Annotated in this window: 10 protein-coding genes and 2 pseudogenes; 6 read left to right on the top strand and 6 right to left on the bottom strand. The window is 62.8% G+C overall.

The features are described 5' to 3' along the window. Positions 1-38: 38 nt before the first annotated feature. Complete coding sequence (locus ROP_RS35730) at positions 39-1,550, top strand: aldehyde dehydrogenase family protein (protein ID WP_015890854.1); 1,512 nt, start codon at positions 39-41, stop codon at positions 1,548-1,550. Positions 1,551-3,730: 2,180 nt separating this feature from the next. Here ROP_RS35730 and ROP_RS35725 read toward each other — a convergent pair. The 3 genes and pseudogenes from ROP_RS35725 to ROP_RS41710 all read right to left on the bottom strand — a co-directional run. Further along, entirely contained in the window at positions 3,731-4,024 is a 294-nt protein-coding gene (locus tag ROP_RS35725; protein WP_231869022.1) for a thioredoxin family protein, read from the bottom strand. Positions 4,025-4,040: 16 nt separating this feature from the next. Further along, positions 4,041-5,288: an IS256 family transposase gene (locus ROP_RS35720; protein ID WP_012690772.1), complete on the bottom strand. Its 1,248-nt coding sequence runs from the start codon at positions 5,286-5,288 to the stop codon at positions 4,041-4,043. Between the two features lie 141 nt (positions 5,289-5,429). Beyond that, positions 5,430-5,549, bottom strand: a pseudogene (locus tag ROP_RS41710) (thioredoxin family protein); the annotation flags it as partial. 966 nt (positions 5,550-6,515) lie between these two features. Between ROP_RS41710 and ROP_RS35715 the strand changes: the two are divergent. The 5 genes from ROP_RS35715 (at position 6,516) to ROP_RS41705 (ending at position 9,493) form a co-directional block, all read left to right on the top strand. Continuing rightward, positions 6,516-7,076, top strand: a complete 561-nt coding sequence (locus tag ROP_RS35715) for an OsmC family protein (protein WP_015890851.1) — start codon at positions 6,516-6,518, stop codon at positions 7,074-7,076. A gap of 170 nt (positions 7,077-7,246) precedes the next feature. Continuing rightward, positions 7,247-8,077: an IclR family transcriptional regulator gene (locus ROP_RS35710; RefSeq protein WP_231869021.1), complete on the top strand. Its 831-nt coding sequence runs from the start codon at positions 7,247-7,249 to the stop codon at positions 8,075-8,077. A gap of 33 nt (positions 8,078-8,110) precedes the next feature. Continuing rightward, a complete protein-coding gene (locus ROP_RS35705) occupies positions 8,111-8,458 on the top strand; it encodes a carboxymuconolactone decarboxylase family protein (protein WP_015890849.1) in 348 nt (115 codons plus the stop codon). A gap of 180 nt (positions 8,459-8,638) precedes the next feature. Further along, on the top strand, positions 8,639-9,010 hold the full coding sequence (trxA, locus tag ROP_RS35700; protein ID WP_015890848.1) for a thioredoxin: 372 nt from the start codon (positions 8,639-8,641) through the stop codon (positions 9,008-9,010). Between the two features lie 249 nt (positions 9,011-9,259). Continuing rightward, a complete protein-coding gene (locus ROP_RS41705; protein WP_080512550.1) occupies positions 9,260-9,493 on the top strand; it encodes an L-serine ammonia-lyase, iron-sulfur-dependent, subunit alpha in 234 nt (77 codons plus the stop codon). A gap of 836 nt (positions 9,494-10,329) precedes the next feature. On the opposite strand, the pseudogene ROP_RS35695 reads toward ROP_RS41705, so the two are convergent. The 3 genes and pseudogenes from ROP_RS35695 to ROP_RS35685 form a co-directional block, all read right to left on the bottom strand. After that, a pseudogene (locus ROP_RS35695) lies at positions 10,330-10,671 on the bottom strand (LLM class flavin-dependent oxidoreductase); the annotation flags it as partial. Next, a complete protein-coding gene (locus ROP_RS35690) occupies positions 10,656-11,585 on the bottom strand; it encodes an LLM class flavin-dependent oxidoreductase (protein ID WP_015890845.1) in 930 nt (309 codons plus the stop codon). The pseudogene ROP_RS35695 and the gene ROP_RS35690, both read right to left, overlap by 16 nt. Beyond that, complete coding sequence (locus ROP_RS35685) at positions 11,582-12,229, bottom strand: PaaI family thioesterase (protein ID WP_005573243.1); 648 nt, start codon at positions 12,227-12,229, stop codon at positions 11,582-11,584. Before ROP_RS35685 ends, ROP_RS35690 begins: the two co-directional genes overlap by 4 nt. Positions 12,230-12,274 lie beyond the last annotated feature (45 nt).

Raw genomic sequence — 12,274 nt, 5'->3', positions numbered from 1 at the left:
GTCGTAGCTCCACCACACCTGCACGAAAGGTACAAAAGATGACCACCGAAGTTCCCTCACGGACCCGCATTCCGGTGCACCCCGACGCCGCGGAGTTCCTCGGCCGCGATCACCAGCTCTTCATCAACGGCGAATGGACTACACCGCGAGATGGGGGCATGTCCGTCAGCCTCGACCCCGGCTCAGGTGAGCAGATCGCGACGTTTGCAGTAGGCGGGAAACAGGACGCCCATAGGGCGGTTGCAGCCGCCGTGGCAGCCTTCGAACCAGACGCACCGTGGCGAGTGATGAGCGCGGCGAGCAGGGCACGATTACTGTTCGCACTCGCCGATCTGATGGAAGAGCACCAAGAGGAGCTCGCGCATATCGAGGCGCTAGACAGTGGCAAACCACTAGCGGTGGCGCGTGACTTCGACGTCGCATACGCGATCCGCCACGTACGCTACTTTGCCGGCTGGACCAACAAGATCGAGGGCGCCACAATCCCTGTCGACGTACCAGATATGATGTGCCGCACCGAACGTACACCGGTCGGTGTCGCAGCCCTCATCGTCCCGTGGAACTACCCCATATTGATCGCCTGCTGGAAACTTGCGCCCGCACTGGCCGCCGGATGCACCACCGTCCTCAAACCGGCAGAGCAGACCTCACTGTCCGTACTACGTCTAGCCGAACTGATCTCCGACGCCGGGTTCCCTCCAGGGGTTGTAAACATCCTTCCTGGATCCGGGTCGGAACTCGGGCCCGTCCTGGTCGAACATCCAGAGGTCGAAAAGATTTCGTTTACTGGGTCGACGCGGGTAGGCGAAGAAATCGCCCGCCGTGCCGCGACAGGCATCAAGCGCGTCACCCTCGAACTCGGAGGCAAGAGCGCCAACATCATCTTCGCCGATGCCAACCTCGATCACGCAATCGAAGGCGCCGCGGCCGCGATCTTCTCCAATACCGGGCAAATGTGCAGCGCTGGGTCACGGTTGTACGTCGAACGTCCGATCCTGGACACCGTGCTCGCCCGCCTCAAGGAACATACCAAGACCATCGTCGTCGGTCACCAACTCGATGAGGACACCCAGATGGGGCCGCTCATCTCGAAGAGCCAAATGACGACGGTGTGCAACTACCTGGATCGCGCAGCGTCCGATGGCGCACGCACCGTCGTCGGCGGGAACCCTCACACTGACCACGACGGAATCTTTCTCGAACCAACCGTACTCACCGACGTCAACGACGACGATGCCATCGTCCGCGAGGAAGTTTTCGGACCGGTCCTCGTCGTACTCCCCTTCGACGAACTCGACGAGGTCGCACGGCGCGCAAATGACAGCGAGTATGGTCTCGCCGCAGGAATCTGGACGCGCGACATTGCCAAGGCGAATCGACTGTCGAATCTCCTTCGAGTCGGAAGCGTCTACATCAACACCTACGGCCAAAGCGATGCAGCAGCACCCTTCGGCGGCTTCAAGAAGTCCGGCTACGGACGAGATATGGGCCGCCAAAACCTCGAATACTTCCTCGAGACCAGGACCGTGTGGACAGACCTACGCCTCTAAAACTCCCCGCGCAGGACGTGTGTGCCAGGCCCGCTCAAATTCTGGACCACGCGACACTCACGTCCCGTCCGCACCACGTGGCCAATCCAAAGGGAATCAATGACTTTCGAGTAGAAGGTCGCGAGGATGAGAGGAGCAGTTATAACGACTGAACGTCGGCGGAATCTTCGGTCCATCCGGACGAGAACGCAGCAGAATAGAATCCGCCAACGACCTGCTCCAGTCCGCACTTGTCGAGTTACGTAGCGCGTGCTCATGTGGATGAAGCGACTTGTGGTGCATGATGCGACCCGCGTGGTAGATGAGTTTTCTCTGCGTTTGGTGCCGGATGCGTTGTGGGAGATCGTCGAACCGCTGGATCCCTCGGTTCGCCGCACGGCCACAGGCGGCGGCGTCCCGGTGGACGACCGCGCAATGTGGCACCGCGCCGCCCCCATCGGGGCGTCCTCCGGCGACGTCGACCGGCATAGGCTGTTGTCGTCCAGCGACGATGTTGCTGCGCAACAACGGAGACCGACGATATCGGGGTTTCGCGAAAACCGGTGCGTCGAAGATTTCGGACTTGGGGGGGTCAGGTCGTGCTGGCGGAGCGCAGAATCGATCGCCTTGCTCAGTTTTCGGTGTTCGAGTCCCGGCCGAGCGTTGATGTCGAGCAAGTGCGTCGGAGTCAGCAGCGGGCTGCGCCCAGCAGAGTGGCACCTCTCTGTGGCAAGTCGCCGAATCGGTTCGGGTCCAGCTCAACCGTCGATCGCCTGGAAATGCAGGGATTGGGAACTCGACGCACGAATCCCGCGAAATCGTCGCCAGTCACTCGTGGTGACTACAAAACACGCGGTCGAACAACACATAGAGCCGCCCCGATATCTCTTCGCGCACTCATAGAGTCGACACAGCTGCACCCCTTCAAGCGGCAACTCAAGCGGCAACTCGATCTAGAGATCGCAGTACCGGGCGCTGTTGGCCGCCTGAGTTGGCAGTATCGAGGGCCCCTGATAATTCCGGACCCGAGAGCATGAACTTGAGCGATCGCGTTCTGAGCACGACACCTCGGGCGGAAATCCGCACCTTGCGCCCGTCGCCATCGCCGACCCGCCACCGCGCCGCGTAATCCCAACGGCGCCAGCAGCACGATCGCTTGGCCGCGGCGGCCGACAATGGTGTCCCGATCATAACTGTCGAGCAGTCGGGTCACCACCTCGTCCAGACCTCGAGACACCGACGCCACCCTCCGACCTGCCACGGCTGCCTAAAGGTCGCGCAGTTCGTCTTGGAACGATCGATTGCTGGATGGCTCGTGTTGTGCGCTCGCCGCCATGACTAACCATCTCGCATCGGCTCGTGCGACGGTGATATTCGTAAGGATTCGTTGGATCGACTCGGTGGCATGGCGTGTAAACAGACTGGCACACGCGATCACAGCATGAAGGATCAGCAGCGGCATTTGGAAGACCTCCTAGGTCTGCTGCGACGTGGCTTAGCACCGGATACCTTATGAACGGAGGTTCTGATTGCGCATCCTGAATCAAGCTGACCGTCAGAAGAGTTCTGGTACAAGCCACTAACTGCCGCCGAGTCGCCTCCGATAACCGAGTCAGTCGAGTAAGTTCACAGCGCTACCCCTCAATCGCACCAATGCCGAGGCATCAGCACCGCGCTGCCGAACACCGTGGCCTGGGTATCAGCTCCTCGGTGGATGTCATCCATCTCAGAAGGACACTCGATCAAGCAGTCCCAACTTGCTCGCTGACAAGGGATCAGCCAATCGACCGCGCGAGCGGATACCAGGCGTCGAGTCTGTATGTGGTCTGCGCGTCGCATATTCCCATCGCCACGGTGTCCCGGAGCCGGTCGAAGAACTGTGACATAGACAGGCCGAACCGAACGAACACCTCTTCTGTCGGCGGGCCTCCATATGGACCCCATACTTCGGCGAACCGCACGATCTCGTTAACCTCATCGCGCGAGTACTGGCGCGATGAGGTGGGCGCAGCTTTTTGCAATCTCCGCCTGCGTTCACGCCGATAGCGCTGTACCTGGGCGAACACACGGTCGTCCCGGTGGTCCGTTCCTGTGTCGCGAGGGACCGAGACCACTGAGAGTCCAGGGGAAGAGACGTTCATTGCTGAGTCCTAGATGATGGTCGGCAGCGCTGTGCACGCCGACAATGTGCTGGGTCGATGTCAATGAGTGCGGGCGGTCGGCGCGCTGTCCAATTCCTTGATCCGCCAGACAAGACTGTCGAGAGCCGCCTTGGGGAGCACACCGGACTGCGAGTACACCAGCGCGCCCTTGTGGAAGGCCACGACGGTCGGGATGGAGGTTATTCGTGCCACCGCAGCCAGTTGTTGCTCGGCCTCCGTGTCGACTTTGCCAAATACGACATTGTCGTGCCTGTCGGATGCGCCTTCGAACGTCGGATAGTGCCCCGTGGAGTGGTGGACTTCGGATCGGCTCGCGGCATGCGCGGTGATCAACGAGTCGCGGTGAATACTAGGCTGTTCCACTCGAGCCGGTCAACGACAACGCCGGCTCGGTAGCGTGTCCCTTCGCGGCGATCACCGCACGGAGCTCGTCCATGCTCACGTCGGAGACGTAGCGGCGGGTCACTTGCCACTCGTCGTGCTGCTCGATCACCACCGCGGTTGCCAACCGCAAGAACGCGGCCGGATTCGGGAAGATCTCCACGACATCGGCTCGACGCTTGATTTCCTTGTTCAACCGCTCAATTGGATTGTTGGACCAGATTTTTTGCCAATGCGCCTTCGGAAACGCGGTGAAGGCCAGCACATCGTGTTTGGCTGCTTCCATCAACGCCGCAACCTTCGGGAACGACCCGGCGAAGGTATCGGTGACTTGGTCCCACTGCGCGGCGACCTCCACCGGATCGGTGTGCGCGAAGATCGTCTTGACCGCCGCCATCACCGGCGGCACATGCTTGGCCGCCACTGCCGATCGGATGTTGCGCATGAAATGAACCCGACACCTCTGCCACGATGATCCCGCGAACTGCTGCATCACAGCAGCTTTGAGACCGCTGTGCGCATCAGAGATCACCAGATGCACCCCCGACAGACCACGGTCTTTGAGGCTGGTGAGGAACTCGCGCCAGAACTCGTAGGATTCACTGTCGCCGACCGCGGTGCCCAGGACCTCGCGGGTGCCGTCGATGGACACCCCGGTCGCGACCACCAGCGCCTGGGACACCACGTGCGCACCGACCCGGACCTTGCAGAAGGTGGCGTCGAGGAACACGTACGGAAAACTCGTGTGCGTCAGCGTGCGCTCTCGGAACCGGGCTATCTCGCCGTCCAGACCGGCACAGATCCGCGACACCTCCGATTTCGAGATCCCTGACCCGACTCCCAACGCGCCGACCAGGTCATCGACGCTGCGAGTCGATACGCCGTGCACATACGCCTCCATCACCACCGCATACAGGGCTTTGTCGATCCGCCGACGCCGTTCCAGCAAGGACGGAAAGAACGACCCGGACCGTAGCTTGGGGATCTTGACCTCGACATCGCCGCTGGTCGTGGAGACGGTCTTGGTGCGGTGGCCGTTGCGATGGGTGGTGCGGGTAGCGGTGCGTTCGTAGCGGCCGGCGCCGAGCTTCTCGGTGGCTTCGGCTTCGATCAAGGCCTGCAGGCCGGTGCGGATCAGTTCGGCGAACACGCTGGCGCTGTCGGCGCCGGTGAGTGCGTCGAGTTGGGCGAGCAGTGCAGAATGGTCGTGGGTCATCGCGTGGATACTTTCTGTGAGTCACTTTGGTCGGTAACTCGTTGATCACTACGCGATGGCCCACCTTCGGCGAGGGAGCGACACGCCGCGGACCTGGCCGGACGCCCTCAGCCGATTCCCACCACTCCCTGGGACTTACCCGAACGTCGGCGCGAACGCTCGACACGGTCCGCACCACGAGGCCCAGAAATCAATCAGGACGATATCATTCGACGCAATGGTGTCGTCGAAGTTGGATTGGGTCAATGCCACGGTCGGCACGTGATGTCCTCTCTATCGGGCTCATCCACCATTACCTCGGAGGGCGGCACTTCTCGCTTCAAGGCACTTACCGTTAGTGGTCTATGGTCCGAGCGAGTGGTCTTGTGGTCAGAGCGAATCACTCGCGCGATCTGTTCTCTATATATGGTGGAAGATATTGCGGTAAAAGATCAATGATGTATTTTGCAGACCCCTGCGCATATTTGCAGAGCTAGGGCGAGTCAATCGCCCTAGCATCGCCAGTGTCGAAGGTTGACACTGTCCGACTACCCCGACAGTGCAGCACGGGTCGGCACCAGGCGACTTCGAGCGGTGGAAGTTCCCGAATCCGTTGCAGCGCGGGTCAGCGCAGATCCGGTGATGGGTGCGAGATTCTTGGGGCAGCAGCATTCACGACGACTTCGGGGTTTGCCGAGGGCGATGTCGTCGTCTCCGAACACTGGGCGCAGAGCGACCTCGCCAACACCGATTGACCGGCGACTCAAACAAGACGTGATTGACCACGTGATTGTCGTCGGCCTTGGCGAGCACCTGCGCCGAGTCGACCGCATGCTTCGCGGTGGAGCTGGGGTACCACGTGACCCCTCGTGACCGAAGCAACGGCCGACGCTTCCACCGAGCGGGTGCACGCCACGCACACGGTGTGGAGTACACCCCCAGGGAGTCGTCGACGACCCTGCGGAGACAATCTGAGTAGGCGCCGCGCCGACTGCTCGTGGGTAGGCGCACGTCCATGCAAACCCACCGTCACCAATCAGCCCGTTGTACTGCATGCCGGAATTGCATTCCATTTCTGGATGGTGACGGACCCTCCACAGCAGTTTAATCGGCATCAGTTTTCCACCCTGTTCCGCGGCGCGGAACCGAAAGTTGACACCGGATGCTCGGGAACGTTCACTGGCAGCACACCCCGGTGCGCGGCCGATTCCGCACAGTGGGTAATCCCCTACAACAGTGAGGAATACGATGGAAACGAAGCAAACGGTCAATGGCGTTGATCTGCAGGCGCTAAACGAGACGATCGAGGCGGTCCGCGGTGACCGCGCGCTCGGCAAGGTGTCCTTCGCCGTAAACGGAGAGTGGCAGGGCGGTTTTCGGGTGAACTCCCAGACCGGCGGCCTCACCCAGGCAGGTCAGGTCGACAACTCTCGGCTGGGCAAGTTCACCATGTCCAGCGACGAGCCGGCTCCGCTGCTCGGCACCGACACCGCTGTGTCCCCGGCTGAGTACGTGCTGCAGGCACTCGCCGGGTGCTACACGGTGACGCTCGCGGCCAACGCCGCGTCGCGGGGTATCGAGCTCGAGAGCTACAAGCTCGAGCTGGAGGCCGACTTCGACCTGGCCTCGTTCCTCGGTGTTGCCCCCGAAGAGGCTCCCGGCGCACGGGAGATCCGCGTGAAGGTCGACCTCTCCGCGCCGGGCGCCACTCGGGAAGAGCTGCAGGACCTTGTCGACACCGTGCAGAAGCGCTCGCCCATCCGGGACACGCTGGTCCGCCCGGTCGATGTGGTGACGACGCTGGCATGAAGCGACCGGGTGGTCCCGCTCTACGCTGAGAGCGGCACCACCGCGTCCCTGCCTCCGCCTGCGAGTAGTACTCCCCCGGCCCTGCCGGACCCTTCCATGCGGCGGACAGTGAGGTTTCGTGGCTGTTCGTGGTGGATCGAGTAGGAGAAATACTGGGAACGGAGAGCAACATGGCGGAGGAATCATCCGGAGGGATCCGCAGTGTGGAACGAGCTGCGACGCTGATTCAGGCGATCGCCGACGCTGGGAAGTCAGGCAGCCGGTTGACCGACCTTGCTCTGGTGACCGGATTGTCGAAGACCACGGTTCACCGACTGCTCGGAACCTTGACGAAGCTGGGATGGGTCGAACTAGACGAATCCCGGTCCGCGTACGTTCTGGGTTTGCCGCTGGTCGGTATCGGGATGGCGGCGTCGGATCGGCATGGTTTCACCAGCCTGGCTGCGCCCCATCTAAACCGGCTCGCGGAGCTGACCAGTGACACGGTGTATCTGACGGTGAAGGCTGGCTCGCAGGCGGTCTGCGTTGACCGTGTAGTCGGAACGTATCCGATCAGGGCGATCACCACCCAGATCGGCGATCGCCGGATGCTCGGCTCATGCGCCGGCAGCTTGGCGCTACTTGCCTGGGCCGAGGACGACGAGGTCGACCGCCTGCTCACCTCGATTCCCGGCACCCAACTGTCCGGTAGCGTGCTGCCGGATCCGGCAGCACTGCCGGCGCTGATCCAGCGAGCACGGACAGCCGGATTCGCGCAGGCTCCCACCACGCTGGTGCCCGGGGCCGAGGGGATCGGAGTTCCGATCGTCGGTGCCTCGGGGACGGCGATCGCCGCGTTCAGCGTCGAAGCGGTCTCCGCGCGGTTGTCTGAACCCCGCAGGACCCACGTGGTCGAGTGGATGAAGCGTGAGGCCGTGGCCTTCGCACAACGGCTGCAGCAGCTCGACGGTGCCTCGAACGAGGGCACCGTCCGCAAGCTTTTGCAGCCCGGCACCGCGTGATCGATTTCGACCTTCTACCAAGGAGATTTTCGAATGCCTACACCGAACAACCATCGTCACTCCCCGCTCGGTACAAACCTGGCACCGGAGATGGGAGCCGCACTGGCCGCCTACAACGCAGCCGTCTTCACCGGACCCGGTGAAATCCCCAGGAAATACAGAGAACTCATCGGTATCGCTGTTGCGTTGACGACGCAGTGTGAAGCCTGCATTCGATTCCACACCGAGGATGCGGTCGCGCTCGGCGCATCCGAGCAGGAGCTCGCCGAGGTCACCTACCTCGCGGCCGCGATGCGCGCCGGTGGCGCCGTCGTGCACGGCATGAAGGCGTTGTCCGTCGCCGCACGCGCCGCGAAGCCGCTGGCCTCGACCGGGGCCTAGCGATAGCCGCGGCCAGCTCTGCCAGGTCGTGTTCGGAAGAAAGAGGCCCGGACACGGCTTGAAAGATCTGGCCTCCCCAAAGCGAGTGCGAAATCCCCACCGCCAGCGGCACGGTGGCCGCGAATACCTGGTCCGCGGTCGCATTTCGCACTGCCACTCATCGAATTAGAAGGGACCCTCTTGGCCACCCAGAGTCTTACTCAGCACACCTTCGACGAGGTCGTGGCGGGCCATGACCTCGTTCTCGTCGACTTCTGGGCGTCGTGGTGCGGTCCGTGCCGTGCGTTCGCCCCCACCTTCGAAGCCTCCTCGGACAAGCACACGGATGTGGTGTTCGCCAAGGTCGACACCGAGGCCGAGCAGGGTCTTGCCGCGGCGGCGAACATCCGCTCGATCCCGACCGTGATGGCGTTCCGGGAAGGACTCCTGGTCTTTAGTCAGGCTGGCGTACTCCCGCCCGAGGCGCTCGACGAACTGGTGACCAAGGTCAAGGGCCTCGACATGGACGAGATTCGCCGGAAGGTCGCCGAACAGACAACCGCACAGAAGTAACCCCCTGAACAGTAAACCTGCGCCCCTGAACGCCTCCCCCGGTCCGCCGGCGGGAGGCGTTCGTGGCCTCGGACGACCCCGCCCTCGGATTGTCGATCGCCGAACTCGTTCTCGCGCCGTTCGAACCCCCGAGGATGAGATACGGGCGAGACTGCTGCACATCTGGCAAGTCATGCAGGAATCCGCCGAGTCGGGGAGGCGCCGAACAGGGCACCTGCCGGGCTGCGGGTGCCGAGGCGAGCCCGTGCAATGTTCGACCGACTCAACGCGCAGCCGGCAACAAGCAAGGCTTCTGGCGCGGTGGAATGGACGGTCTTCTACGTATTCTCGGTCAACGAGGAGCCCGGCCGAGTGGTGACGGCACCGACCAACGGTGCCGCCGGAAGCATTCCAGCAGTCCTGAACTACTACACGACTTTCTGCGCCAATTCGGCCCGGACGGCGTCGTCGAGTTGGCCGCGCGCCCAGGCCCGCACTCCGTAGTTCAAGCAGGAATATCCGACCAGCTCGGCGATAGAGCGGATCATCGCCTGGGCGGCAACCCAGAACGGGCGCCGTCTCAAGCTCCGCTATCTCGGCGTCCGCAAGAACGATGCCTGGCTCCGCACCCGCTGTGTCTCACTGAACCTGCGCACCCTCGTCAACAGCAGCCTCCCTCGTCAGAACGGGGTGTGGGCCCTGGCCTGACCGGCCAGGGTCCCACCGTTCAGCCCTTTGCCAATGTCGATGCTCGCCAACCACACTGGAATCGGTGGGAAGAACGACCATGTTGTCGACCGCATAGGTCTGACTCTGTCGTGCAGACGGCCTTGTCGGCGTACTTCCCGCCCCACTGCAGGCCCTGTTCGTGGCCTCCTAGGCCGATCGCTTCTCTGCATGGGGTCCACGCCCTGGCCGCGAGTCGCGGACCTACATTGCTTTCCGCAGGCCACTGGGCTGCTCCACAGCGATACGCTGATGCTGGCGGTCAAAGAGGTGGTGGCTGCATGACCAAGGTGTGATCCCGCTGCAGAACGTCCCCGTAGCGGCCGGCGCCCTGGCAGATCATGCTCATTGAAGCCGATCGACAGGTTCTGATGGGTGGTCAACGCCTTACTCTCGACATTGCGGCCGCCCCAGGCTACAAAAGCTTCCTCAAACACCGTACCCACTATGTCGGAGCGATTGGCGGGACGTCCGACGAATCTTCTACCGCAGCTTGACATCATAGCTATATCCTGTGCCAAACCGTTCCTGCTATCCGCGTCTGTCCGCCTCGGCCTCCGCAACCGATATCGCACGCCGGCGAAGTGCTGCAGGTTTGGTCACCTCCGGGAAGCGAGCGCCTCCCCGGTGCCCACCCCGAGCATGATCCGCCCCGGATACAGACACCCCATCGTCGCGAACGCCTGCGCCACCACCGCCGGGTTGTACCGGAACGTCGGCGTCATCACCGACGTCCCCAACTGCAACCGCTCCGTCCGCTCCCCGACCGCCGTCATCCACGCCAACGAGAACGGCGCATGACCACCCTCGTGCCGCCACGGCTGGAAATGATCCGACACCGTCGCCGAATCCATACCGTGCGCCTCCGCCAGAACACCCAGCTCCACCAACTCCCGCGGACCGAACTGCTCCGCCGACGCCTTGTAACCCAACTTCATCATCACGCCTCTACCCATGCTTTGAGCGGTTCCAGAACCTCACCCGCGAAACGTCTGAGGGTGTCTGCGGCGGCGAAGTCGTGGAACCGGAGTACGAATAGTTCCACTCCGCGTTCGTGTTCCCGCTGAAACTGCTCGACCAGCTGCGCGGTAGTGCCGACGAGGGCGGCTCCCCACGCAGGTATCGGCATCCGCCGCGCAGTCAGTGCTGCCACGTGTTCGACGTCCGATTCGTCCGCTGCCATTCCGACGGCGTACTGGGCGGAGATACGAGCTCGACCTTTCAGCTCGGACAGTTCATCGAGTCTGTTCCGCGCTCCCCCGACGCAGTTCCACCAATCGGCGTACCGGGCGACCAGCGGCATGGTCAGCGTCGGGCCACCACCACCGATGTGAATGGGAATCCGGCCGTGCACGGGCCGTGGAAGTCCGAACGCGCTGTGCAGCTGGAACTGCCGACCCTCGTAGTCGAAGGGCTCACCGGTGAACATCAGTTCCAGGATCTCGAGAGTCTCCCCCAACGCTTCCGAGCGCTCACGTTTGGATCCGAGTGGAAATCCGAACGCGGTCAATTCAGCCTCGACTGAGCCCCAGCCCAGTCCCAGATCGAGCCGCCCCCCACTGATCTGGTCCAAGGTGGCCGCCATTTTCGCGAGCAGCGCGGGATGCCGGAACGGATTGCATCCGACGAGGTGGCCGAGTCGTATCCGCGACGTCACAGCCGCGACTGCCGTCAGCAGAGTCCAGCTTTCGAACATGTCGCACGGAGGAGCCCCCGGCGCGTAGAGGTGGTCCATCAGCCAGAAGGAATCGAACCCGCACTCTTCCACCACCGTCGCGGTCGCGAGTACGGAGGTCACATCCATCTTGAACTGGGGAACGTAGACGCCGAACTGCAGGTCACCCATCCGGTGGCGTACGTCGGCCGTCACGGCTGCCCGGGTAGCAGTCGCAGGAACAACGCTTCGGCGTCGGCCAGCAGTTCGTCGCCGTCGAGGAGGCGCCCCGTGATCCACGTCTTGCGACCGTCGATCCGATCGATGGATGCTTCGACTCGCAACTTCCTGTGGATGGGAGTGATCTTCCGATAGTTCACCTTCAGGAACGCCGTCCGCGATCCCGGCTGTCCCTTGATACTCACGAAGATCCCGAGCAGATCGTCGAACAGTAGCGGGATGGTGCCGCCGTGGACGGCACCGTTTCCGCCCAATTGGGCGTCGGTGAACTCGACGACAGCGACCATGTCCCGGTCGCGAAGTTCCTGGACCGTGTACGGGATCAGCACCGGATGTCCCCGGCCGGTCAGATCGGGCCGGCGCGGGTAGCGTTCGAGTTCGGGCACCCGGAACTCGGTCAGCCGCTCCGTCGCATCGCGGAACTCCCGGTTCAACTGCGCCATGAGTTCGACCGAAGGCGCTGCTGCACACAGTGCGGATTGCAGTTCACGGAACGTCTCGACGAGCTCACCGAACTCGCGGCTCCCCGGCATTTCCTCCGCCACGTCTCGCGCCCACTCGCCCGGTTGATAGGGGGACGTCGTCACGTATTGTTCGCTCGGCACAGTCGATTTGGGCACTGTGACTCCTTCGTCTCGCTCCTGATCGTGGGAAGCGGACACCCG

It is taken from the genome of Rhodococcus opacus B4 (assembly GCF_000010805.1).
Lineage (GTDB): Bacteria > Actinomycetota > Actinomycetes > Mycobacteriales > Mycobacteriaceae > Rhodococcus_F > Rhodococcus_F opacus_C.
Note: the sequence above shows the minus strand (reverse complement) of the source record. Positions and strands in the feature narration are given on the sequence as shown.